We start from the raw sequence: 17,461 nt of genomic DNA on the forward strand, positions 1-17,461 counted from the left end.
GGTGGGTCTTACCAAAGCGAGGTATCGGCCTGCTCGCCCTTGAGCTTGTCCCGGGCGATGTACAGCGCGGCGATGGCGCGGGCCTCGTGGAAGTCCTCCCGGGCGAGCAGCGCGGTTATGCTGTCCAGCGCATGGGTCTCCACCACCAGCGGCTCCGGCTCATCGCCCTCCAGGCGCTTGGGGTAGAGGTCGCTCGCCAGCATGACCTGCATACGCTGGCGCATATAGTTGGGCGACAGGGAAAGCTCGACCAGCGGTTCGATACGCCGGGCGCCCACACCACACTCTTCCATCAGCTCGCGGTTGGCGGCGGTGACGATATCCTCGCCGGGGTCCACGACGCCCTTGGGCAGGGTCAGTACATAGTCCTCGAATCCGGCGGCGTACTCTCGGATGAGCAGCACATGGTCGGGGTCGGGCATGGCGACGATCATGACCGCGCCGATGCCCTTGCCGTTGCCAAGCAGCCGTTCGAAGTGACGCTCGGCGCCGTTGGAAAAGCGCAGTTCGAGTTCCTCGACCCGGAACAGACGGCTCTCGGCGACGGTCTTGCGTGAGAGGATGCGGGGTTTTTCCGGGGAACTGTCGTCCATGGGGGCTCCTGGGCGGTGGGATGGGCTGGTGAATAGCGTAATGACTAGGGCTTGTCTGAAAAGTGCCTGCGCTCGGTAATACGGCGTTAAAAATCGGATCAACATGCTCATTTACACCCCGTAAACTGCGCTGTCTCACCGATTTTTGCCTTGTCTAACCTTCGCTCGTCGACTTTTCGGACAGAGCCTAGCGTAATGAACATGGGGTTGGCGGCGTCGCGGGACATCCGCCGTCCGCACCGGGCCGAGACCAGGCGCAAGCGCCCGGGCTGCGAGCCCGAATGCCTTTGAGGTACACTAACACGTTACTCAGGTGTCGGCGGACGTTCGCCGGCGCAGTGGAACAAGCATTGAGCTGGTGATGGCTGGAGATGAGGTAATGCTCGATTGGGACACCATCGATACCGTGCTGCTGGACATGGACGGCACCTTGCTGGACTTGCACTTCGACAGTCATTTTTGGCTGGAGCATCTGCCTCGCCGCTACGTTGAACTGCATAAGCTGGATGAGGCCACCCAGGAAGTGGTGCGCGCGCGTATCATCCGGGAGCAGGGCACCCTCAACTGGTACAGCCTGGCCTACTGGAGCCGCGAGCTCGACGTGGATATCGTCGCGCTCAAGCGCGAGGTCCAGCATCTGATCGGCCTGCGTGGCGATGCTCTGGACTTTCTGGGCTGGCTCAAGAGCGCCCATCCGCGAGTAGTGCTGGCGACCAACGCCGATCGCGAGAGTCTGGCGCTGAAGCTGCCGCTGACGGGCCTCGACGACTACCTGGACGCCATCGTGTCGTCTGCCGATATCGGTGAGCCCAAGGAAGAACAGGCGTTCTGGCATGCGCTCAACGAGATCGAGCCCTTCGACCGCGAGCGGACCCTGTTCATCGACGACAACGCGGTGGTGCTCGAAAGCGCTCGCGAGTACGGTATTCGCCATCTGCTTGGGATCCGCCAGCCGGACAGCCGGCGGCCGGAGAAGTCGCTCAAGGACTTTATCGCGCTGGACCGTTTCGCCGATATCATGCCCTCGGCGCCGCAGACTCCGGAGGCCCCCCGTGGATAGCGTCAGACTCGACAAGTGGCTGTGGGCGGCACGTTTCTTCAAGACCCGCGCCCTGGCCAAGAAGGCCATCGAGGGGGGCAAGGTCGAGGTCGACGGGGCCAGGGCCAAGACCAGCAAGTCGGTGAGCCCCGGCATGTTGATTCGTGCGCCTCAGGGCTGGGATGTGTGGGAGGTCGAGGTGCTCGAGGTCAGCGAGCAGCGTCGTGGGGCGCCGGAGGCGCGGCGGCTGTACCAGGAGACCGATCAGAGTCGCGAACGTCGCGAGCGCGAGGCCGATCAGCGCCGCCAGGCCAACGAGGTCTTCAAGCATCCGCTCAAGCGCCCCGACAAGCGGGCGCGCCGCGATATCAAGCGCTTCCAGCGCGAGGGCGGCTCCTGACGGCGCGCGTCGCGCTCATCCCCGCGCCCTCGTCGAACACCCTTCTTCTTTTCGTCAGACGCGCGCCCGCCGGGGCGCGCCCAGCAGAGATCGTTTTTCATGGCTGATCAGATACAGCGATTCATTATCGATGACACCAACGTCCGCGGCGAAGTCACCCGCCTGTCCGAGGCCTACGACGAGGTACTGAAGCGTCACGAGTATCCGGCCGCCGTCAATCGCCAGCTCGGTGAACTGCTGGCGGCGGTGGCTCTGTTGACCGACACCGTGAAGCTTGACGGCACCATGACCCTCGAGGTGCGCGGCAGTGGTGACGTCTCCTTGATGATGGCGGAGTCCAATCCTGGTGGTGAGCTTCGCGCCATCGCCCGCCTCGCCGAAGATGCGGCACTGCCCGGCGATGAGGCCGGCTTTCGCGAGCTGGTGGGGGAAGGCCAGATCGTGATCACCCTCGACCCCAGGGAAGGGCGGCGCTATCAGGGTATCGTCGGCATCGAGCACGATCGCCTGGCCGGCTGCCTGGAAGCCTACTTCACCCAGTCCGAGCAGCTGCCCACGCGGCTGTGGCTGGCGGCGGACGGTGTCAGCGCCGGTGGCCTGCTGCTGCAACGACTGCCCGACGAGTCGCTCAATCAGGATGACGACGCCTGGGATCGCGCCTATCACTTGGCTGCCACCCTCAGCGAACAGGAATTGCTGGAACTGGATGCGGCAACTTTGCTGGTGCGGCTGTTCCATGAGGAGCCATTGCGTACCTTCGAATCCAAGGCGTTGCGTTTTGGTTGTACTTGTTCTCGTTCGCGCATCGCCGGGGGACTGATGTCGCTGGGGCACGAGGAATTGCGTCAGATCGTCGCGGAGCAAGGTACGATCGAGACCCAGTGTCACTTCTGCAACACCCGCTACGCCTTCACCGCGGCCGATGTCGAAGCCTTGATCGAGGACCCCAGCGACGGCAGCCCAACGGTGCATTGAGCGGTTGCAGCGTCCAGGCCCGAGCCGTTTCGCTGGCATGAATGGCAGGCTCGAGGTTATCGGGACTGCGGTGGCGGTTGCAGGTTTGTAGTGGAATGACAGGAAATGCACCAAAAAGGCCGAAATGTTGTAATTAAACTACAATAACGTCTTGAAAAATGGGCATTTCCTGTCTCGGGGTTTTTTGCCATAATCCCCGCCGATCCCGGACGCGTCGTCAGTCGAAGAAGACGGTCGAACCGCGTAGTCGACTCGCCGGATCCCTTGCGCCGTTCGCCCTGTCGGATGGCGCCAGTCCACGAGAGAGAAGCCGAAGGCCCAGGAATCCTATGACCACCACCACGCAGTCTTCTACCGTTCACGTCAACCTCAGCACTGCCGAGCTCATCGAGCGTGCGGTGGCCCAGGGCGAGGGCCGACTGGCCTCCCACGGCGCCCTCGTGGTCAAGACGGGTGAACGTACCGGGCGCTCCCCCAAGGACCGGTTCATCGTCGACGAACCGTCCACCAGCGCACAGATCGACTGGGGCAGCGTCAACCGTCCCTTCGACGCCGAGCGTTTCGATGCATTGTGGGAGCGAGTGGAAGGCTACCTGGGCGAGAAGGACAGCTATGTCAGCGAGCTTCACGTGGGCAGCGATCCGACCCACTACCTGCCGGTTCGTGTGACCACCGAGACCGCCTGGCACAACCTCTTTGGCCGCACCATGTTCGTGCGTCCAGAGGCCTACAATGCGTCACGCAAGGACGAGTGGGAAATCCAGAATGCCCCGCACTTCGTGTGTGAGCCGAGCCGTGACGGCACCAACTCCGATGGCTGCGTGATCATCAACTTCGCCAAGCGCCGGGTGCTGATCGCCGGCATGCGTTACGCCGGCGAGATGAAGAAGGCCATGTTCTCGGTGCAGAACTTCCTGCTGCCCGAGGCCGACGTGCTGCCCATGCACTGCAGCGCCAACGTCGGCGAAGACGGCGAGACCACCCTGTTCTTCGGCCTGTCCGGCACCGGCAAGACCACCCTGTCAGCGGACCCGGGTCGCTACCTGATCGGCGACGACGAGCACGGCTGGGGCGTCGGTACCGTGTTCAACTTCGAGGGTGGCTGCTACGCCAAGTGCATCGACCTGTCGGAAAAGAACGAGCCGGTCATCTGGAACGCCATCAAGTTCGGTACCGTGCTCGAGAACGTGGTGCTCAACGATCGTCGTGAGCCGAACTACGCCGACGACAGCCTGACCCAGAATTCCCGCGCCGCCTATCCGCTCGAGCACGTCGACAAGCGTGTGGCCGAGAACCGCGCCGGCGAGCCCAACGCCATCGTCTTTCTGACCTGTGACATGAGTGGCGTGCTGCCGCCGGTGTCGGTGCTGTCCAAGGAAGCCGCCGCCTATCACTTCCTGTCCGGCTACACCGCCAAGGTGGGCTCCACCGAGATGGGCTCTTCCAGCGGTCTGGAAACGACCTTCTCCACCTGCTTCGGTGCGCCGTTCTTCCCGCGCCCGGCCCGCGAGTACGCGGATCTGCTGATCAAGCGCGTGGCCGAGAAGGACGCCCAGGTCTACCTGGTCAACACCGGCTGGACCGGCGGTGCTTACGGCGAGGGCGGCTCACGCTTCTCCATCCCGACCACCCGCGCCATCATCCACGCGATCCAGACCGGCGTGCTGCGTGACGTGGAAACCCGCCACATCGACGGCCTGAACCTGTCGGTGCCGGTGTCCGTGCCCGGCGTCGACTCCAGCCTGCTGGACCCGCGTCAGACCTGGGAAGACCAGGCGGCCTACGATCGCAAGCGCAGCGAACTGGCAGGCAAGTTTGTAGAGAACTTCAAGAAGTTCGACGGCGTCAGCGACGCCATCGTCAAGGCGGGCCCGAGCCTGGTCTAGGCGGCTTCGGGCCTGATACAGGCCGAGGGCCAAGTTTGTAGGGCTGACATACGGCCAAGAAGTTCGACGGCGTCAGCGACGCCATCGTCAAGGCGGGCCCGAGTCTGGTCTAGGCGGCTCCGGGCCTGGTTTAACCTGCGGGTTGCCAAGGCAGTAAACGACTGAACCTTGCCGCGAGGCAGGGGTCGAGAAGAGGAGAAGGCGATGGCCTTCTCCTCTTTTTTTGCTCTTGTTCCAGCGCCTTGCCGTCGATAGTTGGCGAAGGTCCGGACGGACAGCGACGATTGAGTGTAAGGAAGGGGAGGGGCAGACCGACCCAGCACAATCCTTGACGCAGGAGACTCTACAATGAAACGACGCAATTTCCTCGCGCTGCTCGGGCTCGGCGGCCTCGCCAGCATGGTGCCGGCGGTGGCCAATGCCCGCCCGGAGCTGGAGCTTTCGCCAAGTCCCGATATCGAGCCGCTGGAATTGAGCGAGAGCGAGTGGCGTGAGCGCCTGAGCCCGGCCCAGTACGATGTGCTGCGCGAGGCAGGGACCGAGCCGGCAGGCTCCAGTCCGCTCGACGGCGAGAAGCGTGAAGGCGAATTTCGCTGTGCCGGTTGTGATCTGTTGTTATTCACCAGCGCCATGAAGTACGACTCCGGCACCGGCTGGCCGAGCTTCTACGAGCACGTGGAGGGCCACCTGCTGACCAGTGTGGACTACAAGATCCTGTGGCCGCGTACCGAGTACCACTGCGCTCGCTGTGGTGGTCATCAGGGGCACGTGTTCGAGGATGGGCCCGATCCCACCGGTCTGCGCTGGTGCAACAACGGGGTCGCGCTCAAGTTCGTTCCGGCCTGAACGAAAAGCTGCCCGGGGGATGACGCCGGGCAGCGGGTGGCGGCGGCGCAAAAGGGCGCTTTGTGATACCTTGGCCGGATCACAGACGTCGTATTGCCAAGGATTTCATGGACGCTACAGCCAAGATCATTGCCCGCCTGGCCGAAGAACTGGCGGTCAAGGCCCCTCAGATCTCCGCGACCGTCGAGCTGCTGGATGGCGGCGCGACGGTGCCGTTCATTGCGCGCTATCGCAAGGAAGTGACCGGAGGACTCGACGATACCCAGCTGCGCAACCTGGAAGAGCGCCTGGGCTATCTGCGTGAACTGGAAGAGCGCCGCACCACAGTGCTTGCGGCCATCGACGAGCAGGGCAAGCTCAGCGATTCGCTGGCCGCCAGCATCCAGGCTGCCGATACCAAGCAGCGCCTGGAAGACCTCTACCTGCCCTATCGCAAGAAGCGCCGGACCAAGGCACAGATCGCCCGGGAAGCGGGTCTCGAGCCGCTGGCCGACGCGCTGCTGGCCGATCCAACCCTCGACCCCGAGACCGAAGCCGCGGGCTACCTGCGGCCTGCCGAAGGCGAGACGCCGGCGATCGAAGACGCCAAGGCGGCGCTCGATGGCGCCAAGCAGATCCTGATGGAGCGCTTCGCCGAGGACCCCGAGCTGGTCGGACGCCTGCGCGAGAGGCTGTGGAGCGAGGGCGAGCTGTCCAGCCGCGTGATCGCCGGCAAGGAGCAGGAGGGCGCCAAGTTCTCCGACTACTTCGAACACGACGAACGGCTCGCCAAGGTGCCTTCTCACCGCGCCCTGGCGATGTTCCGTGGCCGTAACGAGGGTGTGCTGGCGCTGGCGTTGCGCCTGCCTGGCGAAGACGAGGCGCCGGTGCACCCAGCCCAGGTCGCCATCGCGCGTCACTTCGAGATTCGCGACGAGGGGCGCAAGGCCGACCGCTGGCTGGCCGAGGTGGTGCGCTGGACATGGCGGGTCAAGCTCTACACCCATCTCGAGACCGAGCTGATGGGGCGTCTGCGTGAGCGGGCAGAAGGCGAGGCCATCGACGTCTTCGCCGCCAACCTCAAGGATCTGCTGCTGGCGGCGCCGGCCGGCCCCAAGGCCACGCTGGCCATCGATCCCGGCCTGCGCACCGGCTGCAAGGTGGCGGTGGTCGATGCCACCGGGCAGTTCCTCGAGCAGGCCACCATCTTTCCCCACGCCCCGCGGAATCAGTGGGATGCGTCGCTTGCCGAACTGGCGAAACTGGTCAAGAAACACGGCGTCGAGCTGATCGCCGTAGGCAACGGTACCGCCAGCCGGGAGACCGATCGGCTGGCCGGGGATCTGCTCAAGGCGATGAAGGATCCCCGGTTGTCGAAGGTCATGGTCTCGGAGGCGGGGGCCTCGGTGTACTCTGCCTCCGAGTATGCCTCCCGCGAGCTGCCTGATCTCGACGTGACCATTCGTGGCGCGGTGTCGATCGCGCGCCGCCTGCAGGACCCCCTGGCCGAGCTGGTCAAGATCGAACCCAAGTCCATCGGCGTCGGCCAGTACCAGCACGACGTCTCCCAGGTCCAGCTGTCACGCAGCCTCGAGGTGGTCATCGAGGACTGCGTCAACGCGGTGGGGGTCGACCTCAATACCGCCTCCTCGGCGCTGCTGTCGCGGGTGGCGGGGCTCAATCCGGGGCTGGCCGAGAACATCGTCACCCAGCGCAACGCCAAGGGCGCCTTCCGTGATCGCCGTGATCTGCTCGAGGTGTCCCGGCTGGGGCCCAAGACGTTCGAGCAGTGCGCCGGCTTCCTGCGCATCATGAACGGCGCCAATCCGCTGGACGCTAGCGCCGTGCACCCGGAGGCCTATCCGCTGGTCGAGCGCATCGCCGAGCGCAGCGGGCGCGAGCTGTCCGGGCTGATCGGCGACAGCGCCACGCTGAAGGCGCTCAAGCCCAGCGAGTTTGCCGACGAGCGCTTCGGGGTGCCCACCGTCAGCGATATCATCGCCGAGCTCGACAAGCCTGGCCGCGACCCTCGTCCCGAGTTCCGTGCAGCGCAGTTCCGCGAGGGCGTCGAGACGCTCAAGGACCTCGAGCCGGGCATGGTGCTGGAAGGTACCGTGACCAATGTCACCCACTTCGGTGCCTTCGTCGATATCGGTGTGCATCAGGACGGTCTTGTGCACATTTCAGCGCTGTCGGACCGCTTCGTCGAGGATCCACGCACCGTGGTCAAGGCGGGCGACATCGTCAAGGTCAAGGTGATGAACGTGGATCTGCAGCGCTCGCGTATCGGGCTGTCCATGCGCATGGACGATACTCCCGACAGCGCCGACGGAGGTGACGCTCGCCAGGCCCCCAGACGTCGCGAAGGCGGTGGCAAGGGCAAGGGCCCTCGGAGCCAGCAGGGTCGCGGTCAGGCAGGCAAGGGAGGGCGCGACGAGGCCGCTCCCATGGGCGCTCTGGGTGCCGCTCTGCTCAAGGCGAAGCAGGGTCGTTCTTGAAACCTGCCAATGGAACGCCATAATCTGTCGACCTTATCCAGCGATCTCGACTGTCGACCTTCGCTGTCGACCGTATCTGTCGACTGAAACAACGGGCGCCTGAGCGCCCGTTGCCGTCGCCGCCATTCGAAGCAGGCCCCCGGGCCCTTCCACGACACGGGGTGTTCACCTTGTCCACTCAGCTTTCTTCGCTCCTCGAACGCCTGCGCGGCCCGGCGGCCGCACGACGCTTCGGCCGCCTGCGCCGCGGCATTGAAAAGGAGGGGCTTCGGGTCGACGACCGCGGCGTGATCGCGGCGACCTTCCATCCCCGGGCGCTGGGCTCCAAACTGACCCACCCCCATATCACCACGGACTACTCCGAGGCGCTGCTGGAGTACATCACGCCGGTCTACAGCCGTCCCGACGAGGCGCTGGAATTTCTGGCCGATCTCCATCGCTACACCTATCGCCATCTGGACGGAGAGTGGATCTGGCCGGCCAGCATGCCTTCCCGGCTCAATGGCAACGACAGCGTGCCCATTGCCGACTACGGGAGCTCCAACGTCGGCACCATGAAGCATGTCTATCGTCGCGGCCTGGACGCTCGCTACGGGCGGATCATGCAGTCGATCGCCGGCATCCACTACAACGTGTCGCTGCCCGACGACCTGTGGACGCTGCTGCAGACCCTGGACGAGCAGGAGCAGGTGTCCATGGGCGAGTACCGCTCGTCGCGCTACTTCGGACTGATCCGCAACTTCCGGCGCCATAGCTGGCTACTGCTGTATCTGTTCGGTGCATCGCCCGCCGTCGACGACAGCTTCCTGGATGATGGCGAGATCCCCGAGGGGCTGGAACGCCTCGGCGAGCGCACCCTGGTATCTCGCTATGCGACGAGCTTGCGGATGTCCGATCTGGGCTACCAGAACAAGGTGCAGGATCAGCTCAAGATCTGCTTCAATTCGTTGTCGAATTACGTCAACACCCTGCGCCATGCCATCGCCACCGGCTGGCCAGACTACGAGGCGTTGGGTGTGCGTGATGACGATAGCTGGCGTCAGCTCAACGCCAACATCCTGCAGATCGAGAACGAGTACTACAGCGATATTCGTCCCAAGCGGGTCACCCGTCACGACGAGACACCGAGCCAGGCCCTCGAGGCCCGCGGTGTCGAGTACATCGAGGTCCGCTGTCTGGATATCGATCCCTTCGCTACCCTGGGGATCGATGCCGCCCAGACCCGCTTTCTCGACACCTTCCTGGTGTGGTGTCTGCTGTCCGACAGTCCCTGGATCTCCGACGAGGAGTGTGACCACCTGGACGACAATCGTCGCCTGGTGGTGGAGCGCGGTCGCGAGCCCGGGCTCGAGCTCAATGACCGAGGCAACCGCCGCGGTCTGGTCGACTGGAGTCGTGCCATCGTCGCCGAGATGCGCGAGGTCGCCGCGCTGCTCGACCAGCTCGAGGATGGCAGTCCCCACCAGCAGGCGGTGGACGCGATCGCGCCGCGCATCGATGATCCGTCGCTGACGCCTTCTGCTCGCGTGCTGGCGCGCCTCGAGGACAACGGTGAGGAGTTTGTCGAGGCCATGGTCGCCATCGCCCGTGAGCAGGCCGCTGCGCTGGCTGACGAGCCGCTCAACCGGTGTCGTGCGTCCATGCTGGAAGACCTGGTCGAGACCTCTCATCAGCAGCAGCGGGAGATCGAGGCATCCGACACCAGCGATTTTGCTCAATTCCTGAGCGACTATTTCAGCCGAGCCCGGGAGACCCGGGCGTTGGCACCCACGGATCAACCGACCCATAGCGGAGAGAGCCTGAAATGAGCGAGTGGAGCCTGCGGCAGTGGAGCCTGGCGGGACTGGGCTTTTGCGTGGCAATGATGGCCGTGGCCCTGGGGCTTGAACACCTGGTCGGGCTCGAGCCCTGTCCGCTTTGTGTGTTTCAGCGGGTGGCGGTGATCGCGGCGGGGCTGGTGTTTGCCGTGGCCGCGCTGCATGGACCTCGTGGTGCATTCGCCACAGTGGCCTACAGCGGTCTGGCGGCCCTGGCGGTGTTCTCCGGGATCGCTGTCGCCGGGCGTCATCTGTGGCTGCAGTCGCTGCCGGCGGATCAGGTGCCGAGCTGTGGCCCCGGTCTTGACTACATGATCGATGTGCTGCCGCTGCAGAAGGTCATCGCCTCGGTGTTGTCCGGCTCCGGCGAGTGCGCCGAGGTCGGCGCTACCCTGCTCGGGCTGTCGCTGCCAGGCTGGACGTTGATTGGCTTTGTGGTACTGCTGGCGGTGCCGGTGGGCATGCTCACGACGCTGCGGGCCACGACCAGCGGCTATCGCTGGAACGGCTGAAGCTTGGCGGTAGAGGCGTTCTCTGCGCCGTTTTGCTGTCGGTGATGACGGCCAATCAGGTACTTGGCATGCATTCGTTGACAGGGGCGGCGGCACGAGGGAGTCTGTTCATCCGCCTGGATTCGGGGTGAGGCAGTGCTAGGGAGGCCGCCATGTTGGAAGATTGCAAGACCGCTCGCGAACGCTGGGGAGGCGTCCATCGACTGATCGACCGCTGGCTCGAGCAGCGCGAGGGTTTGCTCGTTGTCTTGAATGAGCTCGAACAGTCATGCGATGCGGATCTGGAAACCATCACCAAGGAACGCATCGACACCTTCAGCGAGACGCTGATGGACTACATCAGCGCCGGCCATTTCGAGGTCTATCCGCAACTGAGGGAAGAGGCGCGTGCCTTCGATGACACGTCGGCACTGAATATCGCCGATCGTCTGCTGGAACGCCTCGAGATGTCCACCGAACTGGTGCTGTCCTTTGACGAGGACTACTCTACTCCGGTGCGCTGCCAACGCTTTCTGCCGCGTTTGCCGGCCTGGCTCGAGCGTCTGAAGAAGGGCCTGTCGGAGCGCTTCGGCCTGGAAGATCAGCTGATTGCACGGCTCCACGACGAGCACGCCCCCGCCGAAGGTATCTCCTGACAGGGGTGCCGGCGGTGAAGGAGGGTAGTGAGGGCGGACCGTGAGGGCGGACCGTGAGGGCGGACCGTGAGGGCGGACAGTGAGTGAGAGGGTTAGTGAGAGGGTGAGTGGGCGCGCAAGGCCAGCGCAGCGCCTTGATCGCCTTCGATAACACCGAAGGCTTTGGTGGCGTTGTTCGCACCAGGCCGCCGATTTCGCCCGCTCCCGATACTCAGAGGATCCGACACTTCTGGATCTGGCTCTTGAGGGCCGCCACGTCAGATCGTCCAGGCGGACGTGCCTGGCGACAACCCAGGTCGGCGGTGCGAGGCCAGGTCAATTGCGTCGGGCCAATTGAGTTTTGTGCACTGCAAGCATAAGATTTTCCGCGTCCTGAACGCCGCCCGAGGCAGCCAAGGTGTCGGCCGACGTCTGCATGATGCCGCCCGGGCCCCTTCACGGCGACAATCCCAAGGAGCCATGATGAAAGACCCCGTACGTATTGCCATCACCGGTGCCGCCGGTCAGATCAGCTACTCTCTCGCCTTCCGTATCGCCGCAGGCGACATGCTGGGCCCGGACCAGCCGGTCATCCTGCAGCTGCTCGAGATCACTCCGGCCATGGAAGCGCTGAATGGCGTGGTGATGGAGCTCAACGACTGTGCCTTCCCGCTGGTTCAGGACATCGTCGCCACCGACGATGCCAACGTGGCCTTCAAGGACGCCGACTTCGCCCTGCTGGTGGGTGCCCGTCCGCGCGGTCCGGGCATGGAGCGCAAGGACCTGCTCGAGGCCAACGCCGCCATCTTCTCCGCCCAGGGCAAGGCCATCAACGACAACGCCAGCCGTGACATTCGCGTGCTGGTGGTGGGCAACCCGGCCAACACCAACGCCCTGATCGCCTCCTGCAACGCGCCGGACCTCGACGCCGGTCAGTTCACCGCGATGATGCGTCTGGACCACAACCGGGCCAAGACCCAGCTGGCGCAGAAGGCCGGCAAGCACGTCACCGACGTCGACAGCATGATCGTCTGGGGTAACCACAGCGCGACCCAGTACCCGGATCTGTCCCACTGCAAGGTGGACGGCAAGCCGGCCTTCGACCTGGTCGAGCGCGACTGGTACGAAAACGACTTCATCCCGACCGTGCAGCAGCGTGGCGCCGCCATCATCAAGGCGCGTGGTGCATCCTCCGCTGCCTCCGCCGCATCCGCCGCCATCGATCACATGCGTGATTGGGCGCTGGGCAGCGACGGCATCGTCAGCATGGGCATTCCTGCCGACGGCAGCTACGGCGTCGAGCCGGGCATCATGTATTCCTACCCGGTGGTGTGCAAGGACGGCAAGTACGAGATCGTCCAGGGCCTCGAGGTCGACGAGTTCAGCCGCACCAAGATGAAGGCGACCGAAGACGAGCTGCGCGAAGAGCGCGCTGCGGTCGAGCACCTGCTGGGCTGATATCGGTCTCGCAAGGCCCGACAGGGCCTTGCAGAGCATCGCCTGCACGTCGACCAGCGGTCATCGTGCCAACGAAGAACCCCGCCACAATGTGGCGGGGTTCTTTTGTGGATGGCGTCGGTGTCGTGCGAGGGGCTTGTCTCAACCGCGCTTGGCTCAACCGCGCAGGGAGATGATCTTCCAGCCCTTGGCCTCGGCGACTTCGCGCAGGGCCGGGTCCGGGTCCACCGCGACCGGATGATCGACCTGCTCGAGCAGCGGCAGGTCGTTGTGGGAGTCGCTGTAGAACCAGGCGCCGTCGAGGGTGTCGTCGCGCTCAGAAAGCCACTGTTCCAGGCGGGTCACCTTGCCCTGCTGAAAGCTCGGCACGCCGCTGACCCGGCCGGTGTAGCGGCCATCGACGAGCTCCGGTTCCACGGCGATCAGGTCATCGATGCCCAGACGTTCGGCGATGGGGCCAGTGATGAAGCGATTGGTGGCGGTGATGATCAGCAGGGTGTCGCCCCGCGCGCGGTGGCGGGCGATCAGTTCCTCGGCCTGGGGCAGGATGGCGGGCTCGATCTTGCTGGCCATGAACTGCTGGTGCCAGGCGGCGAGCTGTTCCATGGAATTGTCCGCCAGTGGCTTCAGGGCCACCTCCAGGAAGGCCATCATGTCGAGACGACCGGCGTCGTAGTCGGCCTTGAAGCGGTCATTGGCCTCGCGATAGGCCACCGCGTCCACGGCGCCCTGCTCGAGCAGGAATTCGCCCCAGGCATGGTCGCTGTCGATCGACAGCAGGGTATTGTCCAAATCGAAGATGGCCAGACTCAAGGTGTGTCTCCCGGCGCTTGGGTGAGGCGACCTCCCGGCCCGGCGATCTGTGTCGGAGTGGCCAGCAACAGGCGTACGTCATGCCCATGGGCCCCTGGCCCGGGAAGGCCACAAAGGGGGCGATTATGTCAGAACCTCGGCAGGGGTTCGAGATGTCGTATTGATGCGCTTCGAGCCATTGTGGAAGAATGCAGTCAATACCGATTGGAAAGGTGAAGCCCGTGATCGACGCAGACGGCTTTCGCCCCAACGTTGGCATCATCATCGTCAACGACCAGGGGCAGCTGCTATGGGCGCGTCGGGTAGGGCAGAACGCGTGGCAATTTCCCCAGGGAGGCATCAAGTCAGATGAGACGCCCCAGCAGGCTTTGTTCAGAGAGCTCCACGAAGAAATCGGCCTGACCGCCGAGGATGTGGAGGTACTGGCCTGCACCAGGGGGTGGCTACGCTACCGCCTGCCGCGACGCATGGTTCGCACACATTCGCGCCCAGTGTGCATAGGACAGAAACAGAAGTGGTTCCTGCTGCGGATCCGCTGCCAGGAAAGCCGCATCTGTGTGGATGGCACCCCCAAGCCCGAGTTCGATGGCTGGCGTTGGGTCAGTTACTGGTATCCGCTGGGGCAGGTGGTACCGTTCAAGAGGGAGGTCTACCGCCGAGCACTACGTGAGCTATTGCCTCGCGCCCAGAGCCTGGCGCTGGAGAAGGGATGAATCCAGCGCCCGCGGCAGCACATCAGCCACGTCGGCGAGAGGCCGGTGGCGTTGCTGCCTCCCACTTATCGTTCGGTCGCCCCATGGCCGGACCAGTACAAGAACAGGGGTGAGACCTTTCCATGCTCAAGGTCCTGCAACGAATCATTCAGGAGGTCAACAGCGCGCGCAGCCTGGACGCGGCGCTGGCGACCCTGGTGCGCCGGACACGCAAGGCGATGCAGACCGATGTCTGTTCGTTCTACCTGTTTGACGGCGAACGCGATGCGCTGGTGCTGATGGAGACCATCGGCCTGAGAACCCAGGCGGTGGGCCAGGTGGCGCTGCCGGTAGGGGAGGGGCTGGTTGGCACCGTGGCCCGCCGCGAGGAACCGCTCAACCTGGAGGACGCCCAGGCTCACCCCAGTTTCCGTTACTTCGAGGCGACCGGTGAAGAGCGCTACTCGAGCTTTCTCGGTGTGCCCATCATCCATCAGCGCCGCATGCTCGGTGTACTGGTGGTGCAACAGGCAGAGCGTCGTCGCTACGATGAATCCGACGAGGCCTTCCTGGTCACCATGGGCGCCCAGCTTGCTGGCGTGCTGGCCCATGCGCTGGCTACCGGTGGGCTAACCTGCCCGGCCTTTCCCGGCGTCCAGGCGACCTTCATCGGGGTCGCCGCCTCACCCGGCATGGCCATCGGCGAGGCGGTGGTGCTGTCACCGCCGGCCGATCTCGACAGCGTGCCGGATCTGGTGCCCACCGACGTCGAGTTCGAGATCGCGCGGCTCAAGGACGCCATCGCTCGGGTGCGCGAAGAGATTCGTGCCGCCGGCGAGCGGCTGGCCAATCGTATCTCGGCCCAGGAACTGGCGCTGTTCGACGTCTATCAGCAGATGCTCGGCGAGGCGGCGCTGTCCCAGGAAGTCGAAAAGCGTATCCGCGAGGGCCAGTGGGCGCCCGGCGCCCTGGCCGACGTGGTGCGCCGCCATGTGCAGTATCTTGAGCGGGTGGACGACGATTACCTGAGAGAGCGTGCCGCCGACGTGCGCGATCTCGGACGCCGAGTGCTGGCCCATCTGCAGGAAGAGTCGCCGCGGTTGCCCGAACACTACCCCCAGGGGGCCATCCTGATCGGTGACGAGATCAGCGTCGCGCTGCTTGGCGAGGTGCCCCGGGACCGACTTGGCGGACTGATCTCGGTACGAGGGTCGAGCAACTCCCATGTGGCCATCATCGCCCGTGCCATGGGGATTCCGCTGGTGTCGGGGATGATCGACCTGCCATTGCCGCGACTCGACGGCGCCCCGCTGGTGCTGGATGGTCACCGAGGGCGCGTGTTCGTGCGTCCTGGTCCGGAGCTGGTGGCCCATTACCAGAGCCAGATCGACGAGGAGAAGGCCCTGGCGGCGCTGCTCGAACACGAGCAGGACCTGCCCAGCGTGACCCCGGACGGTCACGCCATGACGCTGATGGTCAATACCGGACTGACCGTCGATACGGTCGCATCGCTCAAGACGCGTATCGGCGGGGTTGGCCTGTATCGCACCGAAGTGCCGTTCATGATCACCGAACGTTTCCCCGGCGAGCAGGAGCAGACCCGGCTGTACAGGGAGCAGCTCGAGAGCTTTGCCCCGCTTCCGGTGGTGATGCGGACCCTGGATATCGGTGGCGACAAGGACCTGCCGTACTTCCCCATCGAAGAGGCCAACCCCTTTCTCGGCTGGCGCGGTATTCGCGTCACCCTGGATCACCCCGAAGTGCTGATGGTACAGCTGCGCGCCATGCTCCGGGCCTCCCAGGGGCTCGACAACCTCGAGCTGCTGCTGCCCATGGTGACCAATGTCGATGAAGTCGATGACACCCTGAAGCTAATCGAGCGGGCGATCATCGAGCTGGGCGAAGAGGGGGTGGAAGTGCGCCGGCCGCGCCTCGGGGTGATGCTCGAGGTGCCGGCAACGCTCTATCAGCTCAAGGCACTGGCGGCGCGGGTCGACTTTTTCTCCGTGGGCAGCAACGACCTGACCCAGTACCTGCTGGCGGTGGATCGCAACAACCCGCGGGTCGCCGACCTCTACGATTCCTGTCACCCTGCGGTGCTGTCGGCGCTGCATCGCCTGGCCGCCGAGAGCAGCGAGCTGAACGTGCCGACCTCGGTGTGTGGCGAACTCGCCGGCGACCCGGCAGGTGCGCTGCTGCTGATGGGCATGGGCTTCCGGGTGCTGTCGATGAATGGCCCCAACCTGCCGCGTGTGCGGGCGGCCATTCGCCGGGTATCGCGGGAGGCGGCAGCCGAGCTGGTGGAGCAGACCCTTGCGCTGGATACGCCAGCCGAGGTGCGCGCCCACCTGGCGAACCGCATGCAGGCCTGGCAGCTGGCCCATCTGCTGCCGCCCAGGGATTGAGCGAGGCAGCGGCCGTCAAGGATGGCCGCGCGCCTTGGCATCTCGCAGCGTGGCCAGCGACGCTTCAGCCGTCTCGTTCGATGGTCAGCGCCAGCCGGGTCTCGCCCTGAGGCCGCCCGCCCGGGCCAAAGCGCCGTTCCGAGATGTCGAAACGCTCGCCGTTCACGTCTCGGTGCAGCGTCAACTCGCTGGTGGCACGGGTGCCGTAGTCGTCGCCGACGATAAATGCCGGTGACAGGAAGCGTTCGAGCTCCAGCCCCACGCCGGTGTCCGGCAGGCTACTGTCCGGCGCCGGGTGGCGGTCGAGGAAGCCCTGGCGGGCGCTTGCCAGGGAGGCGTGTCTGGCCTCGGTGATGTCTTCGGCCAGGGCGTTGCGCACCTGGACCAGCTTGGGCCAGGGGGTATCCAGAGAGGCGTTGGACAGGCCGTGCACTCCGGCCTCGACCGCCTGCAGCGCGCAGCCGTGGCGATGCCGCTCGAGGTGCCAAAGCCGCTTGCCGTCGCCGATCAGCAGATTGAAGCCGCCGTAGCGCAATGCCTCGCCCGCACTCTGGCATTCGAGCCAGGCCTCGAGGTCATCGGTTTCAAGGCCACGGCGCACCAGCAGGCCCCGGCTTTCGCTCGGTTGCGGTGGTATCAGTTCCGGGTCGCGAACATTGGTGATGGCGGCGAAGCGGCCGCGACGATGGATGCCGAGCCAGGTCCCGCCGGCCTCGAGGTCGCGACCGGCGACCAGCCCCGGGGCATCCGGCCAGGCGGCCAGGGGCGCGGTGGGGCGCGAGTGGACCTCGTCGCGGTTGGCGATCAAGGTGATCGGCCGCGCACTGTCCGGGGCGAAGTGAAAGGCAATCAGGCACATGGGCGCAGCGTAGCCGGATTTTCTGCCCAGGGGAATCCGGGGCGAGCCTACAACTGTGCCACCATGACAGGCTGC

General features: G+C 64.9%; 15 protein-coding genes. 12 read left to right on the plus strand and 3 right to left on the minus strand.

The window, feature by feature from the left end:
• Window positions 1-8 precede the first annotated feature (8 nt).
• A complete protein-coding gene (gene nudE / locus RBB39_RS16000) occupies window positions 9-593 on the minus strand; it encodes an ADP compounds hydrolase NudE (protein ID WP_045993076.1) in 585 nt (194 codons plus the stop codon).
• A gap of 379 nt (window positions 594-972) precedes the next feature.
• On the opposite strand from nudE, the gene yrfG reads away from it, so the two are divergent.
• The 10 genes from yrfG (at window position 973) to RBB39_RS16050 (ending at window position 12,617) form a co-directional block, all read left to right on the plus strand.
• Window positions 973-1,653, plus strand: a complete 681-nt coding sequence (gene yrfG / locus RBB39_RS16005; RefSeq protein ID WP_045994132.1) for a GMP/IMP nucleotidase — start codon at window positions 973-975, stop codon at window positions 1,651-1,653.
• Window positions 1,646-2,032: an RNA-binding S4 domain-containing protein gene (locus RBB39_RS16010; RefSeq protein ID WP_045994133.1), complete on the plus strand. Its 387-nt coding sequence runs from the start codon at window positions 1,646-1,648 to the stop codon at window positions 2,030-2,032. The genes yrfG and RBB39_RS16010 overlap by 8 nt, the downstream gene beginning before the upstream one ends.
• A gap of 99 nt (window positions 2,033-2,131) precedes the next feature.
• Window positions 2,132-3,007 carry an Hsp33 family molecular chaperone HslO gene (gene hslO / locus RBB39_RS16015; RefSeq protein WP_045994134.1) on the plus strand — a complete coding sequence of 292 codons (876 nt, stop codon included), beginning with the start codon at window positions 2,132-2,134 and terminating at the stop codon, window positions 3,005-3,007.
• A 329-nt stretch (window positions 3,008-3,336) separates the two neighbouring features.
• A complete protein-coding gene (locus tag RBB39_RS16020) occupies window positions 3,337-4,893 on the plus strand; it encodes a phosphoenolpyruvate carboxykinase (protein WP_306169183.1) in 1,557 nt (518 codons plus the stop codon).
• Window positions 4,894-5,241: 348 nt separating this feature from the next.
• On the plus strand, window positions 5,242-5,739 hold the full coding sequence (msrB, locus tag RBB39_RS16025) for a peptide-methionine (R)-S-oxide reductase MsrB (protein WP_045994136.1): 498 nt from the start codon (window positions 5,242-5,244) through the stop codon (window positions 5,737-5,739).
• A gap of 107 nt (window positions 5,740-5,846) precedes the next feature.
• Window positions 5,847-8,216, plus strand: a complete 2,370-nt coding sequence (locus RBB39_RS16030) for a Tex family protein (protein WP_045994137.1) — start codon at window positions 5,847-5,849, stop codon at window positions 8,214-8,216.
• Window positions 8,217-8,377: 161 nt separating this feature from the next.
• Window positions 8,378-10,024, plus strand: coding sequence for a glutamate--cysteine ligase (gene gshA, locus RBB39_RS16035; protein WP_045994138.1), 1,647 nt, complete (start codon window positions 8,378-8,380; stop codon window positions 10,022-10,024).
• Window positions 10,021-10,545 (plus strand): disulfide bond formation protein B, encoded by a 525-nt coding sequence (locus RBB39_RS16040; RefSeq protein WP_045994139.1) that lies wholly within the window; start codon window positions 10,021-10,023, stop codon window positions 10,543-10,545. Before gshA ends, RBB39_RS16040 begins: the two co-directional genes overlap by 4 nt.
• A gap of 152 nt (window positions 10,546-10,697) precedes the next feature.
• The gene (rsd, locus tag RBB39_RS16045) at window positions 10,698-11,180 is read left to right on the plus strand and encodes a sigma D regulator (RefSeq protein WP_045994140.1); all 483 of its coding nucleotides are present in this window, start codon (window positions 10,698-10,700) and stop codon (window positions 11,178-11,180) included.
• A gap of 462 nt (window positions 11,181-11,642) precedes the next feature.
• Window positions 11,643-12,617 carry a malate dehydrogenase gene (locus RBB39_RS16050; RefSeq protein WP_045994141.1) on the plus strand — a complete coding sequence of 325 codons (975 nt, stop codon included), beginning with the start codon at window positions 11,643-11,645 and terminating at the stop codon, window positions 12,615-12,617.
• A 156-nt stretch (window positions 12,618-12,773) separates the two neighbouring features.
• Here the strand turns inward: RBB39_RS16050 and RBB39_RS16055 are convergent, their stop codons facing one another.
• Window positions 12,774-13,430 (minus strand): HAD family phosphatase, encoded by a 657-nt coding sequence (locus RBB39_RS16055; protein WP_045994142.1) that lies wholly within the window; start codon window positions 13,428-13,430, stop codon window positions 12,774-12,776.
• A 221-nt stretch (window positions 13,431-13,651) separates the two neighbouring features.
• Between RBB39_RS16055 and RBB39_RS16060 the strand changes: the two genes are divergently transcribed.
• Together RBB39_RS16060 and ptsP are read left to right on the plus strand one after the other, a co-directional pair.
• Window positions 13,652-14,143 carry an RNA pyrophosphohydrolase gene (locus RBB39_RS16060; protein WP_045994143.1) on the plus strand — a complete coding sequence of 164 codons (492 nt, stop codon included), beginning with the start codon at window positions 13,652-13,654 and terminating at the stop codon, window positions 14,141-14,143.
• 122 nt (window positions 14,144-14,265) lie between these two features.
• Entirely contained in the window at window positions 14,266-16,527 is a 2,262-nt protein-coding gene (ptsP, locus tag RBB39_RS16065; protein WP_045994144.1) for a phosphoenolpyruvate--protein phosphotransferase, read from the plus strand.
• 64 nt (window positions 16,528-16,591) lie between these two features.
• On the opposite strand, the gene RBB39_RS16070 is transcribed toward ptsP, so the two are convergent.
• Window positions 16,592-17,386 carry an NRDE family protein gene (locus RBB39_RS16070; protein WP_045994145.1) on the minus strand — a complete coding sequence of 265 codons (795 nt, stop codon included), beginning with the start codon at window positions 17,384-17,386 and terminating at the stop codon, window positions 16,592-16,594.
• Window positions 17,387-17,461 lie beyond the last annotated feature (75 nt).

This window comes from Halomonas sp. MMSF_3323 (assembly GCF_030733595.1).
Lineage (GTDB): Bacteria > Pseudomonadota > Gammaproteobacteria > Pseudomonadales > Halomonadaceae > Halomonas > Halomonas litopenaei.

Excerpts from the sequence above, each read along its gene's own strand:
- yrfG (WP_045994132.1), top strand. The coding sequence starts at position 973 with ATGCTCGATTGGGACACCATCGATACCGTGCTGCTGGACATGGACGGC.
- RBB39_RS16030 (WP_045994137.1), top strand. The coding sequence starts at position 5,847 with ATGGACGCTACAGCCAAGATCATTGCCCGCCTGGCCGAAGAACTGGCG.
- ptsP (WP_045994144.1), top strand. The coding sequence starts at position 14,266 with ATGCTCAAGGTCCTGCAACGAATCATTCAGGAGGTCAACAGCGCGCGC.
- RBB39_RS16070 (WP_045994145.1), bottom strand. The coding sequence starts at position 17,386 with ATGTGCCTGATTGCCTTTCACTTCGCCCCGGACAGTGCGCGGCCGATC.
- RBB39_RS16040 (WP_045994139.1), top strand. The coding sequence starts at position 10,021 with ATGAGCGAGTGGAGCCTGCGGCAGTGGAGCCTGGCGGGACTGGGCTTT.
- hslO (WP_045994134.1), top strand. The coding sequence starts at position 2,132 with ATGGCTGATCAGATACAGCGATTCATTATCGATGACACCAACGTCCGC.
- RBB39_RS16050 (WP_045994141.1), top strand. The coding sequence starts at position 11,643 with ATGAAAGACCCCGTACGTATTGCCATCACCGGTGCCGCCGGTCAGATC.
- msrB (WP_045994136.1), top strand. The coding sequence starts at position 5,242 with ATGAAACGACGCAATTTCCTCGCGCTGCTCGGGCTCGGCGGCCTCGCC.
- rsd (WP_045994140.1), top strand. The coding sequence starts at position 10,698 with ATGTTGGAAGATTGCAAGACCGCTCGCGAACGCTGGGGAGGCGTCCAT.
- nudE (WP_045993076.1), bottom strand. The coding sequence starts at position 593 with ATGGACGACAGTTCCCCGGAAAAACCCCGCATCCTCTCACGCAAGACC.
- RBB39_RS16020 (WP_306169183.1), top strand. The coding sequence starts at position 3,337 with ATGACCACCACCACGCAGTCTTCTACCGTTCACGTCAACCTCAGCACT.